Origin of the sequence: Maribellus sp. YY47, assembly GCF_023111095.1 — a bacterium.
Classification (GTDB): Bacteria; Bacteroidota; Bacteroidia; order Bacteroidales; family Prolixibacteraceae; genus Draconibacterium.
In genome coordinates this window covers 1-25693 of record NZ_JALGYW010000036.1, presented here as the reverse complement: position 1 = coordinate 25693, position 25693 = coordinate 1, and the positions used below count along the sequence as shown (strand labels likewise).

The following is a 25693-nucleotide window of genomic DNA, read 5'->3' as shown; positions in this document are numbered from 1 at the left end:
CTCAGTGACAACTTGCAATTTAAAGGACATCGAATAGTCCTTCTGTGTACGCTTAACGTACTGTGAATGATTGATTTCTTTCATAACGCTACTTTTTGTGTAACGCTATTTCAGGACGAGACAGTAATTTATGGGTTAGAAGAATTCATCAAACGAATCAGCATTATCTTTTTTCTTGGTTACTTCATCGCAATCGAGGTTGATCTTGAAGTTGGCAGGCTCTTTAAACTGCATCTCATCTTCGCGTATTCCCAGCGACGAATCGGCCAGTACTTTCCTGTAGAAATATCCCCAGATAGGTAGGGCCATGTTGGCTCCCTGTCCCGAGGAAATCGTTTTAAAGTGAATGCTCCGCAGGTCGGCTCCGGTCCATACTCCGGCAGTCAGTTTTGGGGTGATTCCGATAAACCAACCATCGGAATGGTTTTGTGTAGTACCTGTTTTTCCTGCAATTGGCATCTTGAAATTACCATATTCCTGCGTCACCCTGTCACGACCCAGGTTTGAAAAACGTAAACGAATACCGGTCCCTTCATTGATCACTCCCTGCAACAGGTTTAACATCAGGTACGATGTTTCGGCATCGATGGCTTCGTGCCGGTCGGGTTGAAAACGTGCAATAACGTTTCCATGCCGGTCTTCGATTCGGGTTACAAAATAGGGTTTTGTATACACGCCCAGGTTGGCATAAGTATTAAAAGCACCCACCATTTCGTACAAAGTAACATCCGAAACCCCCAGGAACATGGAATTCACCGGATCAATCGGGCTTACAATACCCAAACGTTTCATTACTTCCACCACGGCTTGAGGGTTATATTGTTTCAGTACCCAGGCCGAGATGCGGTTCTTCGAGTTCGCCAGCCCCCATTTCAAGGTTACCATTTTTCCGTCCATTTCTTCGTCAACGTCCGAATCCTTTGGTTCGTAGATTGATCCGTCGGGTTGAATGAATTGCTGACTTACGTAGGGAACCTTGGTGCAAGGCGTTAATCCGTTTTGCATCGCTAAAGTATAGAGGAAGGGTTTTACTGTGGAGCCAATCTGGCGTTTCCCATCTTTTACCATATCGTACATAAAGTACTGGTAATTCGGGCCACCCACATAGGCTTTTACCTTACCGCTTTCGGTATCTACTGCCATAAACGACGAGCGGAAAAAGCGAAGGTAGTATTTGATCGAATCCAGCGGAGTCATCGTAGTATCTACTTCTCCTCCCCATTTAAATACGGTCATCTCAGTAGGTTCTTCGAACGTTTTTCTGATTTGCTCAAAGTCTTTTCCGGCTTTGCGCATAACACGGTAACGTTCGCTTTTCTTGATTTCGCGATTTAGCAGATCGTTCACTTCCTGCTTGCTCATGTTATTGGCAAAGGGAGGATTGTTCAAGTCCTTCATACTGCTATCAAAAAGCGGTTGCAGGTTATTGCTAAGATGTTCTTGTACCGCTTCTTTGGCGTATTGTTGCATCCGCGAATCAAGTGTGGTATATATTTTTAAGCCATCGGTATAAATGTCATAATTTTCGCCATTTGGCTTTTTGTTTTTATTGCACCAGCCAAACAGTGGGTTGTTTTCCCATTCGGCCAGGTCTTCAATAAATTTTTGCCCCTGCCAGGATGGGTAGTTGTCGCGTTCCGGTTTTTTTGAAGTTAATGCCAGACGCAGATATTCGCGGACATAAGGTGCAGGTCCCTGTTTGTAATCTACTTTACTGTAATCGAGATCGAGTGGAAGTTGCTTAACCGAATCGCAAACGGCACGGGAAATGTATCCGTATTTTTCCATCTGGTTGAGTACGGTATTACGGCGTTGCAGAACGAGCTCGGGGCGACGAACCGGATTGTAAAGCGACGAATTCTTGGCCATTCCCACCAACATCGCAGCCTGGTGAAGCTGCAGCGAATCGGGCTGAATGCTGAAATAGACATTGGCTGCCGATTTAATTCCAACCGCATTGTTCAGGTAATCGTACTTGTTCAGGTACATTAATATAATCTCTTCCTTGGTATAGCTCCGTTCGAGTTTAACGGCAATGATCCATTCCTTGAATTTCCGTAAGACCAGCTCCATTTTGCTGTCGACTCCGGTACGCGGGAACAACATTTTTGCCAGCTGCTGGCTAATGGTACTTCCACCTCCCGAACTGGTATCTCCGGTAAGAATTCCTTTTACTACGCGGATCAAACCACGGAAATCAACACCCGAATGGTTGTAAAAACGAACATCTTCGGTGGCAATCAAAGCATCGATCAAATGAGGGGGGAGATTTTCGTACCCTACATAGGTTCGGTTTTCACTAACAAAGTATTTGTCGAGTATCTTTCCGTCTTCGAAAAAAATCTCGGTAGCCAGAATACTCTTCGGATTTTCAAGGTCTTCGAAACTAGGCATAAAGCCAAGTTTGCCATTGGCCATCATCGAGAAAAAAAGGAAAAGAGCTCCTATTGAAAGCAGAACAATCGCCCAAAACGTGATGATATATTTGGTGAATTTATTTTGTTTTTCCCCCATCTATTTTGCTGATTTAAAGTTGGCAACAAATATATACGATAATACTTTCGCGGCAATTGTTTTAACGCCCCCAAAAGCGATTATATTTTTGATTTCATAAAATAAAATGATCATTTTCAAATAAATAGAATTTCAAAAAATAGAAAGATAAATTTTGAACTTAGCATTTGATTTGCTTTAATTTGCAGAAATTTTGTGAAAGGATTAGAAAGCATATGCACAATAACCTCGTAATTGTTGAGTCTCCGGCAAAAGCCAAAACCATTGAAAAATTCCTTGGGGAAGGTTATACAGTAACTTCCAGCATGGGGCATGTCAGAGATCTGGAAAAGAAGGACTTCGGGATTGATCTTGAGAAAAATTATCAGCCCAAATATGTGGTGACTCCCGATAAGAAAAAGATCGTTTCGGATCTTAAAAAGTTGGCCAAGGATGCACAGATGGTGTGGCTCGCCTCCGATGAGGACCGCGAGGGAGAAGCGATTGCCTGGCATTTAATGGAGGTATTAAAGCTAAAACCGGATAATACCAAACGCATAGTTTTTCACGAAATCACAAAAGATGCCATCACTAACGCGATAAAAAATCCGCGTACCATCGATCAGCATTTGGTGAATGCTCAGCAGGCACGTCGGGTGCTCGACCGTATTGTAGGTTTTGAAGTTTCTCCCGTTTTGTGGAAAAAAGTAAAACCTTCGTTGTCGGCCGGAAGGGTTCAGTCGGTAGCTGTTCGCCTGATTGTGGAACGCGAACGGGAAATTCGTGATTTTGTCAGTGAGTCGGCCTTTCGGGTTATTGCTACGTTTCTGGTTCCCGATGATAAAGGAAATGTTACTGAATTAAAGGCAGAGCTTTCCAGGCGCTTCGAAACCCGCGATGAAGCAGCCGCTTTTCTGGAGAAATGCAAAACGGCAGAATTTAGCGTAAGCGATGTGGCCAAAAAACCAGGGAAACGCAGTCCGGCACAACCGTTTACAACTTCTACATTGCAACAGGAAGCCAGCCGCAAGCTTGGTTTCTCGGTTTCGCAAACCATGTCGGTTGCACAACGGCTGTACGAAAGTGGAAAGATCACCTACATGCGTACCGACTCGGTAAATCTTTCGAGCCTGGCGATCAATACTTCCAAAAAGAAGATTGAAGAACTGCACGGAGAGAAATACGTTCAGATTCGAAAGTTTAAGACTAAATCGAAGGGTGCCCAGGAAGCGCACGAAGCCATCCGCCCAACATACATGGATCAAGAAACCGTGGATGGAACCAGTCAGGAGCAACGGTTGTATGAGTTAATCTGGAAAAGAACCATCGCTTCGCAAATGGCGGATGCGATTATGGAACGCACAACGGTGACCATTGATGTTTCCACAGCTTCGGAGAAATTTATAGCCAGTGGAGAGGTAATCGTTTTCGATGGTTTCCTCAGAGTATATATAGAATCAACCGACGATGAAGGCCAGGGCAATGGTAGCGGACAAAGTATCATTCCTCCGTTGCATGCAAAAGATGTACTTCCTATGTCGAAGACTATCGCAACCGAGCGTTTTTCTCAACGTCCGGCACGTTACACCGAAGCCTCGCTGGTAAAACGTCTGGAAGAGCTGGGGATAGGAAGACCGTCAACTTATGCGCCAACCATTACCACGGTTCAGAACCGTAATTATGTGGTAAAAGAAGATCGCCCCGGAGTGGAACGTGAATACCAGGTGTTGGAATTGAAAGCCGGTAAGATAAAAGAACAAGTTAAGACTGAAATTACCGGTGCTGAAAAAAGCAAACTGTTTCCGACCGATATTGGCATGGTTGTAACTGATTTTCTGGTGGAAAATTTCAGTGAGATCATGGACTACAACTTTACCGCTGATGTAGAAAAAGAATTTGATGATATTGCTGACGGGAAAGTGGTTTGGAACGAGATGATCGACAAATTTTACAAACCATTTCACGAAAAAGTGGATGATGCCCTCGAGAACGCTGAACGTTCTAAAGGGGAACGGATACTGGGCTTCGATCCGACAACCGGAAAGCAGGTGTCGGTAAAAATTGGTCGCTTTGGACCGTTGGCCCAGTTAGGCGAGGCATCGGAAGAAAGTAGTGAAAAACCTCAATTTTCAAGTCTTCGGGCCGGGCAGCACATCGAAACCATTACCTTGGAAGAAGCGTTGGATCTGTTTCGGCTTCCCCGCGAATTGGGCGAGTACGAAGGAAAGAAAGTAACCGTAGCCATTGGCCGTTTTGGACCCTATGTGCGCCACGATAATAAATTTGTTTCACTCGGAAAAGAAGATGACCCCTATTCAGTTCTGTTGGAACGGGCAGTTGAATTGATCGATGCCAAGCGCGAAAAAGATAAAAACGCGGTGGTGAAAGTATTTGATGAAGATGCCGATCTTCAGGTACTTAACGGGCGATGGGGGCCATACATCAAATACAAAAAGAAGAATTTTAAAATTCCCAAAACGGTCAAAGCTGAAGCACTTTCGTTCGAAGACTGTATGAAAATTGTGAATGCAGCACCGGCAACAAAAAGTACGCGAAGCAGAAAAAAATAATAGGCGAGGGCATCTGAATTAATCATTTGCCCTTATTTTTGTTAAAAAACATGGACCTGAAACCGTATTTCGATGCTGTAGATTTTTCAGTTTATCCTGAAAATTCACGTCTGAACTGGAAACAGACCTTAGGTGCTGCCATCGAAAAAAATACGCTGGCGTTAAATGAGTCAAACCTGGCAAAGGTGGAAGTGGCCCTTATCGGTATACCTTTCGAAACGGTTGAAAACAGCTGTGTTGTGAATAAGATACCCGATTATGTTCGCAATGAGTTGTATCAGTTGGCAAATCCCGGCAAATTAAATGTCATAGATTTAGGGAACCTGAAAGAATCTCAAAGTCACAAGGGAAATTTTCTTGCCCTCCGCGACATTGTTGATTACCTGTCGGAGCTTAAAATAACCTGTTTGTTATTGGGAGGCAGTCAGGATTTGAGTTACGGAGTCTGCCAGGCTTTTCGAAATGATAAACTGTTTTCGTTTAGTGTGGTCGATGCCTTTCTGGATGTGAGGAAAGGAGTGGAAGGCTTTCAGACCGATAATTACCTGTCCCGTATTTTTAGTAAACAACCCGACATTTTTAGTTTTAACTTGCTGGGGTATCAGCGTCACTATGTGCCTGAGCAGCTTTTTAGTAAAGTTAAAGGAGTTGGCAACCATATTGGCCTGGGGCAACTGCATGGCGATCTTTCGCTGGCGGAGCCGGTTTTCAGAAACAGCGATTTTGTTTCGTTCGATTTTGGCACCCTGAAATTTTCTGAGACACTTGGAAAGAAAAAACTGCCCAATGGACTGCATGCCGAAGATATTTGTCAGTTGGCGAGATACGCCGGTTTGAGCAGAAGACTCAAAGCGCTTGGTATTTTTGAAATTCAGGACGAGGGAAATCCAAATGGAATTAATGTTCAGTTGGCAGCACAGGCGGGTTGGTACTTTTTGGAAGGCGTTATTCAGCAAAGTCACGCAAAACCTGAAGATCAGGAAGGATTTATTATTCATAAAGTAGAAGTGTGGCAGGTGGAAACACCGCTGGTCTTTTTCGAGAACAGGGAAAACGGACAATGGTGGATGCAATTGCAGTCGATTGACAATTCATTTCTCTACTTTGCCTGTTCAGAGCAGGATTTTATTGATGCCAGTCTCAATGAAATTCCTGAAATATGGTTGAAATATGTTCAAAAAATAGACGAAATATTAAAATAATACACTTTTCCGAACGTTCTTTGCATACCTTGTTAACAGAAGATTGTTACAAACAACAATAATTTTGTTTCTTTGGCGGGGCAAGAAATGGCTAAATTGCCACATGAAAGAAGAGTATGAAGAAAACTGTTTCTTTTCTATATTTGTTGCTAATGGTTCACATGGTGGTTTTCGCCCAGCAAGACCCTCAATATACGAACCACATGTACTATAAGTTGGGAACGAATCCGGGTTACGCCGGATCAGAAGATGCCATTAGCGGAATTTTATTGAATCGTTACCAATGGGCCGGATTTGGAGGAGGAGAGCCAGTAACAATGGTTTTTAGTGTTAACGCACCGGTGAAAGCATTTGGTGCGCCCGGCGGAATTGGGATAAATATTGTGAGAGACCAGTTGGGGTATAATAATAACATGTGGATCAACTTTAATTATGCCTATAAAGTAACCACCGGTCTCGGAACCCTGGGGATTGGAGTTTCCCCCGGCTTTTATAATTATAATATTTCGCCTGAAGAGTGGAGTACTCCCGATGGAATAAACGGGGGTGGCGGCACAACAGGCGGAGATACAGGAGACAACTCGATTCCAAGTGAAGAGACGAGTCAACTGGCGTTTGATGTTGGTTTAGGTGCTTATTTGTATTCCCGGGATTATTACCTTGGAATATCAGCCAGTCACCTCAACCAGGCTGCTGTGAAGTATGACGAAGTTGAAGTATACTATCTTGCCAGACACTATTACGTAATGGGAGGATACAATATTAAGCTTTCTGATCCGTTATTTCAGTTGCGACCATCGTTCTTGTTGAAATCTGACATTGCCGGCTGGCAATTGGATTTGAACGCAAATGTGGTTTATAATGATAAATTTTGGGGTGGATTGTCGTACCGGGTACAGGATGCCCTGGCGTTCTTGATGGGTGTTGAACTGTTTAATGGCTTGCGGGTCGGCTATGCGTTCGATTTAACTACTTCTGCGATAGGTAGGAATACATTGGGGTCGCATGAGTTTTTTGTTGGTTATTCGATTAATCTGGAAAGAAGCCGCAGTCAGAAGTATAAAAGTATTCGGTTTTTATAATTGTAATTAACACCCTGCGTGTTTGGTGGGAAAGTATTTATTTATTTTATTGTTGAAGAAAAGGAGCTTAGCTAAGAAAATATACAAACTATGAGAAAACCACTATTAATTGCCGTCGTATTCGTTTTGGCGTTAAGTTTATCAGGCTGTTTGGGCGGTGGTTCAGGCGGTAATGGTGAATTGGTTGGGGTGCAAAAAAGACAACGGTTTAAGGAAACGCAACCCTACGGGATGGTATACATTCGCCGGGGGAGTTTCAATATTGGTCCCAGCGATCAGGACGCAAGTAATGCAGGGGTACCTACCAAGACTGTTTCGCAGGAGCCGTTTTGGATGGATGACACCGAAATTACCAACAATGAATATCGCCAGTTTGTTGATTGGGTAACTGAAAAAAAGGCACGTGAATTACTGGCTGATCAGTATCCTGAATTCATGATCACTGAAGACCGGAAAGGAAATCCTATTGACCCCCCGCAAATTAACTGGGATGAAAAAATTGACTGGGAAGATCCTGATGTGCAGATGGCCATGGAAGATCTTTATGTTCCAGAAAACGAACGTTTTTTCGGCAAGAAAGAAATCGACGCACGAAAACTGGTATATGAATACTGGTGGGTAGATTTAAATCAGGCAGCCAAACGCAGCAATAGCTATAATTACGAAACACAACGTTACGAAGGTAATGTTTACAATATCGATGGAGATCTTGTTCCAATCGAAAACCGTTCATCTTTTATGATGCGCGACCAGGTTCACGTTTATCCTGATACACTTTGCTGGATCAGAGATTTTACCTATTCCTACAACGAACCTTTGGCAACCCGTTATTTCTGGCATCCCGGTTTTGATGAATATCCGGTGGTGGGCGTTACCTGGAAACAGGTAAATGCATTTTGTAACTGGCGTACAAAAATTCAGACCGATTATCTGGAAGAAAGAGAAGAGCCTACTTTGATGGAATATCGTTTGCCCACCGAAGTTGAATGGGAATATGCTGCCCGTGGTACCAAAGATTTCTCGATGTACCCCTGGGGTGGATACTATACCCGTGACGAAAAGGGTGTGTTTTTGGCCAACTTTAAGCCGTTAAGAGGAAATTATGTTGAAGATGGAGGAATTTCCACGATGAAAGTGGGAAGTTACGATCCTAATGAATACGGTTTGTACGATATGGCAGGTAACGTAGCTGAGTGGACAAGCACAGCCTACGACGAGGCGGGTTACAACTACTTTAGTGACCTAAACCCTACATTTACCTACAACGCACGTAAAGACGATCCGCCGGTAATGAAACGTAAAGTAATCAGAGGAGGATCATGGAAAGATATTTCACAGTTTGTTCAGGTGTCTACCCGCAACTATGAATATCAGGACACTACAAAATCATACGTTGGTTTCAGATGTGTGCGATCGACTTTTGGTGAAGAATTTTAGAACAGTTTGAATTAAATTTAACTTTATACCATTCCATTATGAACCTCGGAGAACTTTTTAAAACAAAACGATGGAAGACTTTTATGGGTTATGTGTACGGCTGGGGTGCAGCTGTTGTGTTAATCGGAGCACTTTTTAAACTACAGCACTGGCAATTTTCAGGCCTGTTGTTGACCATCGGGCTTTGCACGGAAGCTTTTATCTTTTTCCTTTCAGCATTTGAACCACCAATGGATTTGCCGGATTGGGGGAAAGTGTATCCCGAGTTACGGGAAGATTATGAATTAGCTGAGCTTGAAGAGTTGAAACCAAAGAAAAATGGTTTGGACCAGTTGCTGAACGGTACACAGTTGACTCCCGACCTTTTGGACAGGGTTGGAAAGGGTTTAAATGAACTGAGTAATACAGCACGTGGTATTAGCGATATATCGTCGGCTACACTGGCTACCGATATGTATGTTAAAAATCTTGGTTCAGCTTCTGCGTCAATGAATACCTTTGCCGAAATCAACAACCGGGCGAACGATTCGATCAACCAGTCGGTAACAAGCCTGCTCGATTCGTATTCGTCTGCAGCAAAACAGCTGTCGGCAACCGGTAGCAGTCTTTCTGAGACGTACAGTAAATCAGCTGACGTAATTTCTCAGGGCTTGCAGAATATTGGAACAAGCTCGAAAGAATATGCCACGAATCTGGATAAGCTGAATAAAAATCTAAATTCGTTAAATACCAATTTCGAATCACAGTTACAAGACACCAAAGAGCAGTTTAAAGCCAGTCAGCAGTTCAATAAAGATCTATCCGAGATGAATAGTATCTTAACGTCATCGGTTGACGAATTGAAAAAATACAAGGAAAATGCTGAGCAGCTCAACAAAAACCTGGAAGCGTTGAATACGATTTACGGGAATATGCTGGGTGCGATGAGCTATAAAAAATAACATTCTGAAAGAATAGCATATGGGAGCAAAAAATTGCCCGGAATCACCGAGGCAAAAAATGATAAACATGATGTACATCGTGCTTACCGCAATGTTGGCAATCAACGTTGCGGCAGAGGTGTTGGAGGCTTTCAGAGTGGTAAATTCAAGCCTGATAGAAACCTTTGAAGCCGTTGGTATTCAGAATGCTCAGATATACGCGTCATTTGATCAGGCCTATGCCGAAAACCCAACGAAAGTTGCAGAATGGAAAGCAAAATCGGATGAGGTGAGAGCGAAATCAAAAGAGATGATCACCTTTGTTGGCGAGCTAAAAGATAACCTTGTTAATTACTCGGGAAGCAAACTTGTAAATGAAGATAATGTGTTGGACGAAGAAGATTATTTTCATGTTACGGTGAACGGAGATACGCTGAAAATTGGAAAAGTAGATGATTTGAATGGCCCGTCGGAATACATGATTACACAAAAACACGCAAAGGAACTGAGAGAAAAGATCAGCGACTACCGTGCCTTTTTAGTTGACATGTTGGGCGAAGGTAACGACGATTTAAAACAAACTGTACTGAACGAACTAAAAACCGACGATCCGAAAGGAAACGTAAAAAGCGGTACAGAAAAGAAATCGTGGGAATCGGAACATTTTGAAAATAAGCCTCTAATTGCCGTTTTAGTGCTGCTTTCTAAAATTCAGATCGATATAAAGAACTCGGAAGCTAATATGGTAAAATACCTGTATTCTGAGATCGATGCCGGATCCTTTAAATTTAACCGTTTGGGGGCAATGGTTTTGCCGACCTCAAATGTGGTGCTGATGGGCGATGAATACAAAGCCGATGTTATTTTGGCAGCTGAAGATACTACTCAACAGCCTGAAATTATAATTAATGGTCAATCAGCAGTAGTTAAAGATGGAAAAGCAACTTACATTGGCCCGACGAGCAAACCTGGAGTTTTTAAATGGAGTGGATTGATTAAATACAAAACTCCGGGAGGAATCATCAAAAGCTATCCTTTTGAAGAGGAATACCAGGTAACAGAACCTTCAGTAACCATGTCGGCGACTAAAATGAATGTTTTCTACCGGGGACTGGACAACCCCTTTGAAGTAAGTGGAGGTTCCATTCCAAGTGAAAACTTGGAAGTAACAATGTCGAACGGAAAAATTGCCCGACAGGGAAATGGTTTCACTATTCGTCCTACTGATTTAGATGAGTTAGGCCGTAATACAAAAGTTACGGTTTATGCAAACATTAATGGTCAGCGTCGTTTAATTGGCACCTCGAACTGGCGTGTTAAACAGGTTCCTGATCCGGTTGCCCAGGTAGGAGGCCAGTCGGGAGGTGATATACGCAAGGAAACACTGGGAATTCAGGATGGTGTGATGGCTGTACTGGAAGATTTTGATTTCGAGTTTAAATATAAAATCACTCAGTTTACACTCGAAACTACCGGACAAGGGGGCTATACCAACAGGTATCCCGCAAATTCAAACAGGTTTACAGCCGAGCAGAAGAACGCACTTAAAAATGCATCAATAAACAGTATAGTTTATATTGGAGACATTAAAGCGGTTGGTGACGATGGTTCTACCAGGGACCTGGATCCAATTTCATTTAAAATAAAATAAGGATTATGAAGAAGTTTGGGATTTATTTTGGTATGCTTGTTTTTGTATTGAGCCTGGCTCACAAGAACTCGAACGCCCAAATTGTCAATGGCGCCTATTCACAAACCGACATATTACAGAAGAAACCAATGCCCTTGGTGTCGGTGAGAGAGGCCGATGTATTTTGGTCGAAAAAGATATGGCGCGTTATTGACTTACGAGAAAAAACAAACATTCCTTTATATTATCCAACAAAGGAAATCGGCGGAAAGGTAAATTTAATCCATTTGCTTTTGAAAGGAATTGAAAATAGTCAACTGACACCTTACGATGCACGAAACGATGACGATTTCAAGGTTCCAATGACTTTTACTCAGGTAAAAGAGATTTTCGGTGCGACTGCTACCACTCAGGAAAAAATCAATTTTGATACCGGCGAAAAAGAGAATGTGGTTGTTCAGGGAGAAATTCGGCCAACCGAAATCAAACAATACATGTTGAAGGAAGAGTGGTATTTCGACAAGCAGACTTCAACATTGAATGTACGCATTCTTGGAATTTGTCCGATTCGTGAATATGTGCGCGAGGGAGACACTTCCGGCGAAGTTCAGCGGCAAAAAGTATTCTGGATATACTTTCCTGAAGCTCGTCCATTACTGGCAACAAATCTGGCCCTGAATCCGGCCAATGATGCACGTCAGCAATCGTTCGATGATTTGTTTATCAAAAGAATGTTTACCAGTTACATTGTTAAGGAATCCAATATGTATAATGATAGAGATATCAGTTCATACTTGAGCGGAATCAATGCAATGTTGGAATCTAAACGTATCGAAAACGATATTTTCAACTACGAGCAGGATCTTTGGGAATATTAATGACCAATAATATAGTGTGCAGCCTTATGGAAACATAAGGCTTTTTTTTAACAATAGATTTTACATGCTTACGTTTTAATAAAACTTTCATTCCTTAGTGGAAATTGCATGAAGAGAACAATTACATATATGTTTCTTTTGACAGCGCTGTTGCTGTCGTCATGCAATAAATCCGACCAAAATAAGTACCTGCTTCTGGGGAAAAAATCACAGCCAAAATGGTTTGAACCAACACCCTTTGGAATGGCATATATCCAAAGAGGTGCCTATAATATTGGCGCCAACGACGATCAACTGAATGGGGTCAATCCCAATAAAATGGTATCTACCGAAGCGTTTTGGATAGACGATACCGAAATTACCAATAATGAATACCGGCAGTTTGTTTATTGGGTTCGGGATAAACGCGCCCGCGAGCTTTTGGGGCAGACTTATACTGATTTTGTGATTACGGAAGACAGACGCGGAAATCCCCTGGATGAACCTGAAATCAACTGGGACGAGCGCATTGAATGGGATGATGTTGATTGCCAAAATGCGATGGAAGATCTTTACCTTCCCGATCAGGACCGCTTCAACTTTAAGAAGGAAATAGATACTCGTAAGTTGGTTTACGAATACTACTGGATCGACTTTAAACAAGCGGCCAGGCGCAGTAACAGCTATAACTTCGAAACGCAACGTTACGAAGGAAATGTGGTGAACGAAAAAGGAGAGCTGGTCCCGATTCAGAACCGTAGTTCTTTCCTGATGCGCGAATCGGTGCCGATTTATCCCGACACCTTGTGCTGGATTCGCGATTATGCTTATACTTACAATGAACCATTCACCATCAAATACTTTTCGCACCCCGGATTCGATGATTATCCGGTTGTGGGTATAAGCTGGAAACAGGCCAATGCTTTTTGCGATTGGCGCTCCGGTTTAAAAGCCTTTACTCCCAAAGGCGAAGAGGAAGCTGCGCCACACGATTTTCGCTTACCTACAGAAACCGAGTGGGAAGTAGCAGCACGGGGTGGTATGATGAATAATAAGTACCCCTGGGGAAGTTATTATACGCGTAACATAAACGGTTGTTTTGTGGCGAATTTTAAGCCTCTGCGCGGAAATTACGTTGCCGACAATGAAACGACCACTACGGCCATGAGAGTAGGGCAATTCGATCCCAATCCATTTGGCGTTTATGACATGGCCGGAAACGTTGCCGAATGGACTTCTACCGCATTTTTCGAAGCGGGGTATGAAATAATGGCTGATTATAATCCGGAAATAGAATACGATGCCAAACCCGATGATCCGCCGGTAATGAAAAGAAAAGTAGTTCGGGGCGGATCCTGGAAAGACATTGCTTATTATATCCAAACATCAACACGTTCATTTGAATACCAGGATACCGCCAAATGTTATATTGGCTTCCGTTGTGTGCGCACTTCATTTAAAGGCGAACTCGAACGCAATTAAATACTATAAAACCAGATTTAATCCTGCAAATAGCGTTGTTTTAGGCATCGTATAATAACGGTTTACCTCGTAAACTGTTCCCAACAGATTTTCTCCGCTTACAAAAAGGCTAAAGTTTTTACTGAGTTTATATGTCGCTCTGGCATTTACAAGGGTGTAGCTTTCTCTGTTCACTACCACTGGCGAAGGATCGTTATCCAGATTAGAAATATGCTGCACGCTTGCCGACAGGTGAAATTTCTTTACCTGGTAACTTGCATTCAAAAATAAATGATGTTCGGGCGTTGCGTAAACCGCCTGATCCATGTTGGTATAGCTGTAGGTTGCCTGAATCCCCAGGTTTCGGGCAGGCTCCGCATTTAGGGCGAATTCAAGGCCTTTGTTTGATACTTCTCCCGTATTCTGGTACCCGTTGGGTGGGCCTGCATTAACAATCAGGTTGTCGCCTTCCACCATAAAAAGGGTAAGTTCTGCCTGAACTTTTTTACCGAGGTTTGTCAGAAAGCCGGTTTCGTAATTCCAGATGGTCTCCGGGTTCAGGTTAGGGTTCGGTCCCCACATAAACAGTTCGCGCATGGTTGGACTGCGAAACCCCTTTGAAACGTTTCCTTTCCAGGTAATATCTGCGTTTAAGTTACAGGCAAATCCCGCAGAAGGAATCCAGATATCGCCGTACTGACTGTGATGCTGAAAACGAAGCCCTGCGTTAATCGTTAGTTTTTCTCCAAGCTTTTGCTGGGTGAAGGCGTACACTCCAATTTCAGATAAAGTGGTATCAGCAAACACGAGCCCGTTTCCATTCATGACCAGTTGGTTTTCTGCCAGTCCTCCGTAGTTCATAAAATCAAAACCGGTAGTCAGCCTGTTTCCTTTAAACAGATTGAACGATTCGTACAGATTCAGACCGTAATTGTGGTCGTTCGAATGAAAACCATCGGTAATCTCGTGTTCCCCAAAGTTGTAAAATACTTTTACCGCTCCGGAAGCTTTTTCAAATTCGTTGAGCAAGGTAAAGGCCCAGTAACCACGCAAAATATCGATGCTTTCGCCTGGAGATGCATTTAGGGTGTCAGGGCCTGGATCGGATGCTTTGAAAGCTGCTATACTGAAGTCGGTTGATGCTGAAAAATGAGGATTTAAATCGTATCCGAGTTTTACATAACCATTGGTAATTTTGAAATCAGAATGATCGCGGTGCCCGTCTGTTTGGTCGTGGTTTACGGATGCAAATACACTGAATTTTTCCTTTTTGTAACCCATGGCTCCCATGTATTTCTGCGTATTGTACGATCCGTATGAAATGCGCGCATTACCATGCGTGCCGTCGGTCGTTTGTTTGCGTGTGATAATATTGATGACGCCTCCCATGGCATTTGAACCGTAAAGAATTGATGCAGGGCCGCGAATAACCTCTACACGTTCAACATCCGAAGCCACATACGAATCGGGTAGCGGGTGTCCCATAATTCCCATAAACTGGGGATGTCCGTCGATCAGCATTAACACTCCCGTGGTTGGGTTGCCTCCGATGCCGCGTATGCTGATTTGTCCGGCTGAGCCGGTTGCTACGCCAAATCCGGTTATTCCCCGTTCGGTTACAAAAAGCCCTGGAACTCTTCCGTTTAAAACCGGGAGTAGTGCCGACTCGTTCGACTGTTCAATCTGGCTGCGGTCAACCACCGAAACAGCCATTGGAACACTGTTACGGGTTACCTTAACCGGAGTTCCGGTTACCACAACTTCGTCAATTTTAATCGTGTCGTTGGAAATTGAAATATTTTGTGCAGTTGACCGTGCAAAGCAGAGCATGAGCAGAAAGCCCGTCAGAACTATTTTAAATGTTGTTTTTGTCATCGTGTTACGTTAATATAGAATCGTGTTACTAGTTGGTCAAAAAAAATTAGCCGGCTTTACTCATCACCAGCTTCCCGTGTTGAATTCCCTTCAGACTAATCAACTTGTCTGAAATCTCGGTTAATATTCGTGAAGGACCTTTTACTGCGGTTATTTCCATGTAATTTTCATCGTTCAGATAAAAGCCCTGCGACGACAAGACATAATCTTTATAATCGAAGCGGATTTCAGAAGATCTTTTCAGAATATCGCTCTTTTCGTGGTTGAATACCAGCACAACGGCACCGGCAACTATATTGTCGCATTTCCATTTTTCCTCTACCATATTTTTTTCAATAAGGTGGCGGATGGCCTGCGATCGGTTGGAAAAACCATTATCACTCACATAATTGTCGAGTGCTTTTAACAGATCTTCGTCGAGTGAAACTCCAAAACGTGAAACCGACATGGTGTTACTTATTTAGTGTATCGTAACACGAATATAGGGAAATTTGTTTTTGCAGCAATTCTACATGGATTGTGCGTTAACGCGTGTAAACATTTTCAACTAAAAACAGGCGCAAATAATCGTATCTTTATGTTTATTCACAGAAAATTCAAAGCATAGAAAATGACAACCATTAAGACCATTTACCTGGGGGAGTTGCGCACGGAGAATGTGCATTTGCAATCGGGAAATAAAGTAATAACTGATGCCCCGACCGACAACCGGGGAAAAGGCGAGTTCTTTTCTCCTACCGATCTTTTGGCGACAGCGCTGGGAAGTTGCATAATGACGATCATGGGCATTAAGGCGCGCGACAACGGAATTGACATTGAAGGTACGCATGTAGATGTTACCAAGATCATGACTTCCGATCCGCGCCGGGTAGCAGAAGTGATTGTCGAGTTCTCCTTTCCGAAGAAAAATTACACCGAAGAGGAAAAGCAACTGGTTGAAAGCGTAGCCGGAATCAGTCCGGTTCCCTTGAGCTTACATCCCGATCTTATCCAGACGATTAAATTCAACTGGTAATTACTGTTTGATAAATTTGGTTTGGACTTCACCTTTTCTGTTAGAACGATAAGGAGGCAGGTCGTATTTGTCAAATCAGACAAATCTGGTGTTGGAGCGCACTGTTAAACGATTTAATCATTCACCGTTGACCGGAAATATTCAGATAGAATTTTGGAGAATGTTCGGAAAAATAAAGAAGGCGGAATTCGTAAGGAATCCGCCTTCTGTTCGGTGAGCTCTACTTTTTGTCAAGAATTAACTTCCTGACCATTCGAATGTCATTGGTTTCGAGTATAACCAAATAAGCACCGCTCGGTTTATCCGAAATGTCGAATATCATTTGTTCGTTGCTTTGATATGTTTTTCGAATTACTTCACGGCCTGCAATATTCATGACAATGAGTTTGACTTCTCCGGGCAAAGGATTTTTTAAGTCAATGGTGACAGGTCCTTTTGTTGGATTTGGATACAAATTGATTCCAAAATGGTCACCATCAATTTCTCTTATGCCGACCAAAAGCGTGACACAAACTTCAAACGTGTCCCTGACCATTTCACCGTTCTGATCACTTGCTGTTACAACGATGTCCACACAGCCGGTGTCAATTGAAGTTGGCATGAAAATCATAGAATAAGTATCCTGATTTTGATCCGTTTGAATCCAATCCGGCAATGTTCCTATGACAGTGGCAGTTTCAAAAGTCAGGGTATTGTCGTCGACGTCGGCAAACCATTCATTTTTATTAAAGGTCAAATCCAGAGTGTCATTTGTTTTCATTGCCTGATCGCTCGCAGGACTTAGTAAGTACGGAGAGTCATTGACCGGGATTACTGTTAGCAGAAATTTACGGCTTGTTACCGCACCAAAAGTGTCGGTAACGGAAACCACAATCGAATCTGTTCCAAACTGATCGGGCTTTAGCGAGATTTTCAGCGTTGCAGTTGTGTCGAACGACTGATGATCGATTGATAAGTTTGCAAGCAAATCGGTATTGTTATGATCTGCCTGAACACTTAGCGGGCTCGGTCCGCATATCGTTCCCCCTGAAATACCCGTTAAAATTACTACTGAAGAGTCATCTTCCTGAAGGATTACATCCGGAATTTCATCCATCATCGGATCTGTTTTTTCTACCCAAACAGTGATCGTAGCCTGACAACTCGCTGTATTCCCAGCTTCATCTTTTACGGTGAGGGTAGCGTTGTTTTCTCCAAGATTTGCACAGCTAAAAGAGGAAGGGACGACTTGGATATCGAGGTTCTCATTCAGTGTGATATTGTCCTGTGTCCCAAACGAGATCTGTTCTTTGTCGTCAGTAGTCAGAAGGTAGGTCCCGTCTTCGGAAATCGTAACTTCCAGATTATTACACGTTACAACAGGAGGAACATCATCATTCACTTTTAGTTTGAGGATGATGATACTGTCGCAACCATTTGCTGTTTGCAGGTTTTGCGTATAAATTCCTGCTTGGCTGATTTGTTGATCTCCAAACAAGTAAGGTAGTTGACTGATTCCCACCGTAACGTTGACAGAATCGCTATAAACCGGATAGACCGTTAGTGATACGGTTACTGTACTGTCGCATCCATTAACCGATGAGAATGTTTCGGTGTAAATTCCATCGGCTGAAAGCACTTGTGAGCCAAACTGAAAAGGGAGGTCATTTTCGCAAATGGTCACTTTTTTCGCAACAAGGGAAGTGTCAAGCACATTGAGGGTAAGCACCACCGTACTGTCGCATCCATTGCTTCCGGTAAACACTTCGGTAAATGTTCCACTGGAGGTTAACGTTTGTGTTCCGAAAAGATGTGGCAGGTCGTTTTCGCAAAGAATCAATGTTTGTTCTATCAGGGAAGTATCTGTTACGTTTAGCGTAAAATTTAAGATACTGTCGCAGCCATTTACTGTGGTGTAAGCCTGGGTGTAAGTACCCGCTGCAAGGAGTGTTGAATCTTCCCATTGATAGGGCAATTCATTTTCACAAATGGTAACGGTGTCTTTCCGGAGGAAAGAAGGGTATACTGTCAGGTTTAGCGTAACCGTGCTGTCGCAACCGAACTGGCTTTGAAAAATTTCGGTGTAGGTTCCTGATTGAGTCAGTTGTTGCGTTCCGAAAGCGTATGGCGTTTCTGAGGAGCAGATGACTATTGCAGTGCTTCCACTTTCGTACATTTTTACATCGTCGAAATAGCCTAAACTATTACTCCATAATTCAATTGAAGTAGGAGTGACATCAATTGCCGGAAAGTCAGTATATGTCTGTCCATCAGCTGCCCCCTCACTTTGTTCTCCATCAATATAAACTTCGTAAGTCCCGCCTGTTTGATTCAGCACTATTTTAATATGGTACCAGGTGTCGGAAACCGCAGATTGTAAGATATATCGTGTTCCTGAACCTCCTGAATAATTTATAGCAGTCAGGTTTCCACCATAAAATTCTACTCTTGCCAGGAACGTTCCCCATGTACCGATTGACGGGTTTCCGATTCCTATTCCGGTAGCACCACTGGCACTGACATTTGGTGTCTGCATCCATCCTTCCAGAATAACAGTATCCGGCATGTTAGGAACACTTTTACTCAGGTTTGCCGCCCAGCCTGACCCGGAGAGCTGGAATGAATGAACTCCGTTTTTTACAGGGGATTCCACGACCTTTTGGTTCGCATCTCCTGTCCCGTTGTAACGGATTACCCAACCATCAGGAAGAGTACCAAGGGCATCACTTTCAAAATCATCCATAACTAATGCATTTAATGGATCTCCGATGGTATCGTTATAGGTTGGATGCACGGTTAAATTAAGCTGAACAACACTATCGCATCCGTTTACTGTTGGGTAGGTCTCATAGTAAGTGCCGCTTTGGGTGAGTAGTTGCGAACCAAAAACATAAGGTGTGTCATTGGCACAGATCTCTGTTTCGATCGGCGGCAACATGGTAGTTGGCAATTGACTGAATTCCTGAAAAACTTCTGCAGCAGATAGTTCTTTATTAAACATTTTAATCTCGTCAATAGCACCTTTAAAATATTCTGCATTCCGGCTGGCATATCCAAAAGTCAATGGATTTGTAATGCTGCCGAATGGCCCGGAAGAGGACGTCGTTTCGGCCGCCAGTTGCCCGTTTACGTATACCTTTCTGTGTTCTCCCGGATTATTGGCAGTAACAGCAATGTGGCACCATTTGCCGGCTTCCAGAGGCTGTGATGTGGTGTTCAGGTAACCGTTGTATTCCCACTGAAGGTTGCCGTCTGATTGTATTCGCAGCAGATAATTGGTTGCCGTTGTATAATTCGATTTCCCAAAAATCATAGCATTCTGAAGTAGATCTGGTTTTATCCAGCAGGAGAAACTTAGTGCTCCCGACATGTTTAATTCATCGGAATGTTGTACCAGAATCCCATCGTTCCCATCAAACAAATAAGCGCTGTTGGGTGTTCCGTTTCGGTCTTCGGTAAGAGTTGCACCTGAGACTGTGCCGTCATGTCCATTTCCACTGGCATCTGTGGCATTGCCGTCGAATGGATAGTAAGCGATAAGGTTTTCGGGAGCTACAAGGGATACTCCATAACTTTGATTGACGGTTACGCTTGTTGATGCAGTGCTGGTATATGCACTGTCGACGTAAACAAGTGTGGCTGTGATCGTGTAAGTTCCTGCGTTTGTGTAGGCGTGGTAAGCATCTTCCGAAGCTGCTCTTCCCACAATTGCTGTTGTATCGCCAAAATCCCAGTAGATACTGTCAACATCCATGGTTTCGGCAGTAAAGGTAACCGCACTGTTACTGCAAGCCGGATCGGTTTCAGCTGTTATTGTTCCACGAGGATTGAAATCCCGAGAAAAAGATTCGGTGTAAGCACTGCTCCATAATCCAAGCGAATCGCGGAACTGGAAGGAGATGTCATGTGTTCCTCCAGGTAAGGGAGAAACATCCACCACTTCGTCGAGATTCAGCGATTTTAGTGGTGTGGTTAAATCGACTTCGATTGCAGATTCGATTAAGTCATCGACCCAATAACGATAGTTGGTAATTTTATTGTTTGCCGTAACTATTTCATTTTCATGTTTACTGAAAAAATGAGTTGTGCCCGAACTCCATTTTCCGGCTTCGTCCTGAAAACGATAGGTAATAAAATGTAACCCGTTGTTTAATGCCGAAACATCAAGCTGCGAATCTAAAATATATTGAGAACCGGGTGTTACCGAAGTTTTTACCGAGGCTGAAATATTGCCGTCTATCCAATATTCAACTGCAAGCAGGTTGTGCATTGCAGGAGCCGGTTCGGCTGTGAATTTTGCAAACAAGCGGCTAAAGGCAGGACTCCAGTTTCCGGCTTCATCCTGATACCGGCAACTCAACATATGTAAGCCGTCGTTTAAGGCAGAAACGTCTAAATCAGTGTCGATATTTAGCAAGGGCGTTGCCGGAACCGGATCGTTTTGAACGGTAGAGTAATCGCCGTTGAACCAGTACTCAAGAGCAGTAAGCTGGTGAAGTTCCGGTAAGTCTTCCTGATTTTCCTTTGTAAAATACCACGATGCTACCGGGCCCCATTTACCCTGCTCGTCTTGCATCCTGAAACTCACAAAATGAAAACCAATGTTAAGGGAAGACACGTCGAGCATTTTATGGAGGTTGAGCAATGACGTTGCTGTAAATACCGTGTCTTGTTTATTGTTGAAATCATTGTTAAACCAGTATTCGAGTGCTACAAGCTGTTGAAGGCCGGTGTTTTTGTCTTTCTTGAAAAAACGGATCAGTGGTGAACTCCAAATCCCGCGGTCGTCTTTAAAGCGGCAGCTTACTGTGTGTAACCCGTTTGTCAGCGAGCTTACATCAAGCAGCGAATTTAAATCAACACTTGCTCCGGGCGAAAGTGGCACAACCACTGAGGTAGAATAACTGCCATCGTACCAGTATTCGACATCGGTAACCTGGCGGATTCCAGGTGTTGAGCCCGGGTAATAGGTAAAGAACTTTGTGAGTACGGAGCTCCAAATTCCTCTGTTGTCCTGAAAACGGACAGAAAAGGTGTGCAGGCCCGGCTCAAGGGTGCTTACATCTAGCAAATCGGTATAGTTCACTATCGGAGCTGATACCGTTTGCCGGCTGGCTTTGCTGTAGTCGCCATCGTACCAATATTCCACGGCAGAGATATTGGTTTGCGCCGATAACCAGGCGGGAAGCAACAGCCATATGAGTAAATAGATGAATCGTCTCATGTTCATTTTCTTTTCAATTAAACCGGAACGATTAACGGCTTTGCGCCTCTGCATTGATGTTTACTCCCAATTGATCGTTTACAGCCTCGGTGGCAATGTTGGCTGAGTTGATGTGCGGGTAATACGGGATGGTTTTATAGGGAGTAGTTGTCCCGTAAACTCCGGCATTGGTGCCGTCGCTGGCTGTACCGATAATACTCACTGTTGAACCATCCAATTCGGCAGTCCCGGTGGCTGACACGTTTAGGTGATAATCGTTTTCGTATGAAAAAATATAAACATTCGCACTGTGCGATATGTCTGTGTAAATATTTTCCAGGCCAACATTGTAGATGTTGTTATTGCCACCATTGCCATTTCCATCAGTAGGGGTATATGGCAGTCCACTTCGGAAAATATTATTATTAAAGGTATTACTGGCCGAGTTATATAATCCCCATTCATAACCAAAAACATTGTCGTTAAAAAGGTTGTTTGAACATCCGTATATTATTCTGTTCGAATTGCTTGCATTTATTGTATTGTGCGAAAAAAAGGATTGAACAAAATAATGAACAGGTCCGAAAATGAGTGATTTTTCGATTAAACAATTTGAGCCATTGTTAGCATAAAGAAAACCTGTCACACATTCGCTGATGTGAAAATTAAGATCAGGGTTTCCGACGTTACTTACACGCATGTTAAGAGTGTTTAAAATTCTGCAACGCTTAATTTCAATGTTGGTCGCTTCATCTTCAGCACTTCCAAACGTGAGAGTTGATGTAAAATAAATTCCTTCAAAAGTGCTGTTATCGCAGTTCCCCGTAAAGTTCAATGCTGTTGTAATTCGGGTTTGCATGGTAGCTCCGGTTTCAGAAGGATAATGGCCATGCCCTACCCAGTGCAGGGTTTTGTCAATAGTGGCGTTTGTAATGGTAAAGCCACCGCCGGGCAAATACAGAGTATCACCTGCCACCGCATTGGTAATGGCGGTATTAATATTGTTGTAAACCTCGGTTTTTGAACCGTTTTGCACTACAAACTGCGCCTGTCCCCAGCTAAGCAGGGCAAGGAATAAAAAGGGAAGTATGATTGTTTTTTTCATGATTGTTGATTTTTGATGTTCAATACGTGATACTTGATTCGCGATTTTTGATTCTCGCAGTGTTTTAACGTTCCTGTGCGGCAACGGTTATTTTTACGCCCAGGTTTCCTGAAACCGCTTCGTTATCGATGGTTGCTGTGCGGATGTGCGGAGCATATGGGACTGCTCCGTCTTTGTAAGGCAGTGTGGTTCCGTAAATCCCGGCATCAAAACCGTCAGTGCCAGTGCCAATAATACTCACCCCGGTTGTCCCGTCTTCTGCGGTGCCGGTGCTGGCCGGATTCAGGCGGTAGTCGTTTTCATACGAAAATTGGTAAACGTAGCCGGTAATGGCAACATATGTATTCGGGACCCCTACACTGTACAAATTGCCCGACCCCGTATGAGAAGAAGTTGTTGGATTGTATGGCAGGGCTGCCTGAAAAATATTGTTTGTAAAGTTGCAGTTGCTGCAATTTCCATCCATGCCGTGATGGTACGAAAAAACATTGTTGGTAAACTGGCAGAAATCACAATCACGGAATACTGAACTACTATTATTGACGTTGAATGAGTTGTTGATAAACAGGCATTGGAAGAAGTTGAATGCGATACCGAAAATCAGGTTTTGTTCCATTCTGACGTTGGTACCAAGGTAGGCATTGATGTTGGTAATTATAGATTCAGATATTTTAAAATTCAAATCGGGATTGCCTCCGCTTATGTCTGTATTGTACCGCATGTTGAGGGTACCATCCACCCTGCAATATTTAATTCGTATGCCGGTAGCTTCGTTTCCTGCCGAACCAAAATTAGCACCGTATTGAAAGAAGATTCCTTCAAAAGTACTGTTGTCGCAGTTTCCGGTGAAGGTAACAGTATTGGTAATTTGGGTATGTCCGGTTGCGATTGTTGAGTCGGGGTAATGGCCAACGCCCCGCCAGTGCAGGGTTTTATCAACTGGAGCAGCAACGGAAAATCCACCACCCGGAATATACAAGGTGTCTCCGGCATTAGCTGCTGCAATAGCTGCGTTAATATCGCTAAAAGTTTGTGCTGTGCCATTTTGCACAACAAATTGTTTTTGAGCAAAGCCTGTGAATGCCAAAAACAAGAGCGGTAGAAAGTAAAGTTTCTTCATTTTGATTTTGTTTTTATTTTGCCGTTTGGTTTATCATATTTCGGTTTGTAAATTAGGTGTGTATGATTTTGCACTTTTGTTTTAATTGATTCCGGATGATCCTCCTTAGTTGATTGTTTGCGAGGCGCTTGTTAAGTTCATTTTACTTTTTGCGGGTTTTGCAGCAAAGTTATGCTCAGGATAAAAACATTAATACCTATATTGTAAAACCATTACTCACAACGTACAATTGAGCCGGATCAGATATTTATTTTGAATAACAATACAGGAACAGATGCTTCGAGATTTGGTAGTTTATACACCCATGTATGTTACTTTTTTCTGGTGTATTGTATTGCTTATTCCGAACAGAAAAAACAACCGGGCCAGGCATTTTCTTGGCTTCTTTATGCTGGCGGCTTTTTTGCTGTATTTATGTCATGCCGTTTTTTTTAAAGCGTCACCTAGCCGCTATTTATGGTTCGACCCTGTATACACCTTTGTTTCTTTGTCGGTTTATCCGCTTTATTATTGGTACATTAAACTCCTTTCAATAGAAACAGATTATAAATGGTATAATCTGCGCATGCTTCTTCCAGCTAGCATTTTATTTTGTTGTTCTGTTGGCACTTATCTGATTATGACACCTGCAGAACGAGATTATTACCTAACTTCTTTTCTATTAAAAAGAGAAGGCTTTCTATCGGCCTCTTCCGGGGTATTGCTTCAGGAGATTTTTTACCTTACCGGACGAATCGTTTTTACTATCCAGGTTGTTTTCTTTCTTGTTTATGGAAGAAATCTTATAATGCGGTACAATTCAAAAATCGCAAACTTTTATTCCAACCTTAACAACAAAACCATTCTTTGGGTGAAAACGCTATTGTATTCATTGGTAGTAACTTCGGTAATGAGTATCATTTTTATGATTATTGGAAGAACACAGTTTATGGATTCGACTGTCTTGCTGCTTATTCCTTCCAGTGTTTTCAGTATTTTATTATTTTTTATTGGCTTGCAGGGCTATATGCAAAATCATACGGTTGTTGATTTGGTTGTGGAAGAAAATATGGATGTAGAAAAAAACAACCATAAAATCTATAACCAGGATATGCTAAAGAGAAAGTTGCTGAAACTTTTTTCTGAAAAAAAGCCCTATCGAAATCCCGAACTTAAAATCACACAGATATCCGAAGAACTGTTAACAAACCGTACTTATGTCTCCAATCTCATCAACAGTGAATTTTTATGCTCTTTTAGCGATTTCGTAAATAATTACCGGGTTGCGGAAGCGAAAGAGCTGCTTGCTGACTCCAGCTATGATAACCATTCTCTCGAATCTATTTCTGAGGCAGTTGGTTTTGGGTCGTTAAATACTTTTATCCGGGTATTTAAGCAGGCTGAAGGCGTAACTCCCGGGCGTTACCGAAGCAGAATAATGCAGGAAAAATAGCATTGTGATTTTTTTGTCGTTGCAATGCTGGCGAAAATTCCTTTTGAATTTCTGAATAACTCGTATGTGGTGGAAAAAGTAATGTATTATCCGAATAGGCTTGCTACGATTGAATAAAAGTTGGCAAGCGATTTATTGAATAAAAAAACAGGAACCAACCGGCTCCTGTTTCCTATTTTGTCATTCTGTCTCGTCCTGAAATAGCGTTACACAAAAAGTAGCGTTATGAAAGAAATCAATCATTCACAGTACGTTAAGCGTACACAGAAGGACTATTCGATGTCCTTTAAATTGCAAGTTGTCACTGAGATA

The 25693-nt window shown here is 42.8% G+C and carries 16 protein-coding genes; 10 read left to right on the top strand and 6 right to left on the bottom strand.

What is annotated here, in order from left to right; all coding sequences use genetic code 11:
- Window positions 1–135 precede the first annotated feature (135 nt).
- Window positions 136–2514: a transglycosylase domain-containing protein gene (locus MR764_RS19660; RefSeq protein WP_247981166.1), complete on the bottom strand. Its 2379-nt coding sequence runs from the start codon at window positions 2512–2514 to the stop codon at window positions 136–138.
- 215 nt (window positions 2515–2729) lie between these two features.
- Here MR764_RS19660 and topA point away from each other — a divergent pair, with 215 nt between their 5' ends.
- The 8 genes from topA (at window position 2730) to MR764_RS19620 (ending at window position 13673) form a co-directional block, all read left to right on the top strand.
- A complete protein-coding gene (topA, locus tag MR764_RS19655) occupies window positions 2730–5063 on the top strand; it encodes a type I DNA topoisomerase (protein ID WP_247981165.1) in 2334 nt (777 codons plus the stop codon).
- 50 nt (window positions 5064–5113) lie between these two features.
- Window positions 5114–6265, top strand: a complete 1152-nt coding sequence (locus MR764_RS19650; RefSeq protein ID WP_247981164.1) for an arginase family protein — start codon at window positions 5114–5116, stop codon at window positions 6263–6265.
- A gap of 116 nt (window positions 6266–6381) precedes the next feature.
- Complete coding sequence (locus MR764_RS19645) at window positions 6382–7347, top strand: type IX secretion system membrane protein PorP/SprF (RefSeq protein ID WP_247981163.1); 966 nt, start codon at window positions 6382–6384, stop codon at window positions 7345–7347.
- A gap of 90 nt (window positions 7348–7437) precedes the next feature.
- Window positions 7438–8784 carry an SUMF1/EgtB/PvdO family nonheme iron enzyme gene (locus MR764_RS19640; RefSeq protein ID WP_247981162.1) on the top strand — a complete coding sequence of 449 codons (1347 nt, stop codon included), beginning with the start codon at window positions 7438–7440 and terminating at the stop codon, window positions 8782–8784.
- A gap of 38 nt (window positions 8785–8822) precedes the next feature.
- Window positions 8823–9725, top strand: coding sequence for a gliding motility protein GldL (gene gldL, locus MR764_RS19635; RefSeq protein WP_247981161.1), 903 nt, complete (start codon window positions 8823–8825; stop codon window positions 9723–9725).
- 19 nt (window positions 9726–9744) lie between these two features.
- Complete coding sequence (gldM, locus tag MR764_RS19630) at window positions 9745–11355, top strand: gliding motility protein GldM (protein ID WP_282189257.1); 1611 nt, start codon at window positions 9745–9747, stop codon at window positions 11353–11355.
- A gap of 5 nt (window positions 11356–11360) precedes the next feature.
- Window positions 11361–12212 (top strand): gliding motility protein GldN, encoded by an 852-nt coding sequence (gene gldN / locus MR764_RS19625; protein ID WP_247981159.1) that lies wholly within the window; start codon window positions 11361–11363, stop codon window positions 12210–12212.
- Between the two features lie 108 nt (window positions 12213–12320).
- Window positions 12321–13673 (top strand): SUMF1/EgtB/PvdO family nonheme iron enzyme, encoded by a 1353-nt coding sequence (locus MR764_RS19620; RefSeq protein ID WP_247981158.1) that lies wholly within the window; start codon window positions 12321–12323, stop codon window positions 13671–13673.
- A 3-nt stretch (window positions 13674–13676) separates the two neighbouring features.
- On the opposite strand, the gene MR764_RS19615 is transcribed toward MR764_RS19620, so the two are convergent.
- Both MR764_RS19615 and nikR read right to left on the bottom strand, forming a co-directional pair.
- Entirely contained in the window at window positions 13677–15527 is a 1851-nt protein-coding gene (locus tag MR764_RS19615) for a TonB-dependent receptor (RefSeq protein WP_247981157.1), read from the bottom strand.
- Window positions 15528–15573: 46 nt separating this feature from the next.
- The gene (nikR, locus tag MR764_RS19610; protein WP_247981156.1) at window positions 15574–15975 is read right to left on the bottom strand and encodes a nickel-responsive transcriptional regulator NikR; all 402 of its coding nucleotides are present in this window, start codon (window positions 15973–15975) and stop codon (window positions 15574–15576) included.
- Window positions 15976–16137: 162 nt separating this feature from the next.
- Here nikR and MR764_RS19605 point away from each other — a divergent pair, with 162 nt between their 5' ends.
- Window positions 16138–16542 carry an OsmC family protein gene (locus tag MR764_RS19605; RefSeq protein WP_247981155.1) on the top strand — a complete coding sequence of 135 codons (405 nt, stop codon included), beginning with the start codon at window positions 16138–16140 and terminating at the stop codon, window positions 16540–16542.
- A gap of 220 nt (window positions 16543–16762) precedes the next feature.
- Here the strand turns inward: MR764_RS19605 and MR764_RS19600 are convergent, their stop codons facing one another.
- From MR764_RS19600 to MR764_RS19590, 3 genes are all read right to left on the bottom strand, one after another.
- On the bottom strand, window positions 16763–21745 hold the full coding sequence (locus tag MR764_RS19600) for a LamG-like jellyroll fold domain-containing protein (RefSeq protein WP_247981154.1): 4983 nt from the start codon (window positions 21743–21745) through the stop codon (window positions 16763–16765).
- Between the two features lie 31 nt (window positions 21746–21776).
- Window positions 21777–22829: a hypothetical protein gene (locus tag MR764_RS19595; RefSeq protein WP_247981153.1), complete on the bottom strand. Its 1053-nt coding sequence runs from the start codon at window positions 22827–22829 to the stop codon at window positions 21777–21779.
- Between the two features lie 64 nt (window positions 22830–22893).
- Complete coding sequence (locus MR764_RS19590; protein WP_247981152.1) at window positions 22894–23949, bottom strand: hypothetical protein; 1056 nt, start codon at window positions 23947–23949, stop codon at window positions 22894–22896.
- A gap of 274 nt (window positions 23950–24223) precedes the next feature.
- On the opposite strand from MR764_RS19590, the gene MR764_RS19585 reads away from it, so the two are divergent.
- Entirely contained in the window at window positions 24224–25381 is a 1158-nt protein-coding gene (locus tag MR764_RS19585) for a helix-turn-helix transcriptional regulator (RefSeq protein ID WP_247981151.1), read from the top strand.
- The last annotated feature ends 312 nt before the right edge of the window (window positions 25382–25693 follow it).

Coding starts and splice junctions, on each gene's coding strand:
- gldM (WP_282189257.1), top strand. CDS start 9,745: ATGGGAGCAAAAAATTGCCCGGAATCACCGAGGCAAAAAATGATAAAC.
- MR764_RS19650 (WP_247981164.1), top strand. CDS start 5,114: ATGGACCTGAAACCGTATTTCGATGCTGTAGATTTTTCAGTTTATCCT.
- MR764_RS19595 (WP_247981153.1), bottom strand. CDS start 22,829: ATGAAAAAAACAATCATACTTCCCTTTTTATTCCTTGCCCTGCTTAGC.
- nikR (WP_247981156.1), bottom strand. CDS start 15,975: ATGTCGGTTTCACGTTTTGGAGTTTCACTCGACGAAGATCTGTTAAAA.
- MR764_RS19600 (WP_247981154.1), bottom strand. CDS start 21,745: ATGAGACGATTCATCTATTTACTCATATGGCTGTTGCTTCCCGCCTGG.
- gldL (WP_247981161.1), top strand. CDS start 8,823: ATGAACCTCGGAGAACTTTTTAAAACAAAACGATGGAAGACTTTTATG.
- MR764_RS19645 (WP_247981163.1), top strand. CDS start 6,382: ATGAAGAAAACTGTTTCTTTTCTATATTTGTTGCTAATGGTTCACATG.
- MR764_RS19590 (WP_247981152.1), bottom strand. CDS start 23,949: ATGAAGAAACTTTACTTTCTACCGCTCTTGTTTTTGGCATTCACAGGC.
- MR764_RS19615 (WP_247981157.1), bottom strand. CDS start 15,527: ATGACAAAAACAACATTTAAAATAGTTCTGACGGGCTTTCTGCTCATG.
- MR764_RS19585 (WP_247981151.1), top strand. CDS start 24,224: ATGCTTCGAGATTTGGTAGTTTATACACCCATGTATGTTACTTTTTTC.
- MR764_RS19640 (WP_247981162.1), top strand. CDS start 7,438: ATGAGAAAACCACTATTAATTGCCGTCGTATTCGTTTTGGCGTTAAGT.
- gldN (WP_247981159.1), top strand. CDS start 11,361: ATGAAGAAGTTTGGGATTTATTTTGGTATGCTTGTTTTTGTATTGAGC.
- topA (WP_247981165.1), top strand. CDS start 2,730: ATGCACAATAACCTCGTAATTGTTGAGTCTCCGGCAAAAGCCAAAACC.
- MR764_RS19605 (WP_247981155.1), top strand. CDS start 16,138: ATGACAACCATTAAGACCATTTACCTGGGGGAGTTGCGCACGGAGAAT.
- MR764_RS19620 (WP_247981158.1), top strand. CDS start 12,321: ATGAAGAGAACAATTACATATATGTTTCTTTTGACAGCGCTGTTGCTG.
- MR764_RS19660 (WP_247981166.1), bottom strand. CDS start 2,514: ATGGGGGAAAAACAAAATAAATTCACCAAATATATCATCACGTTTTGG.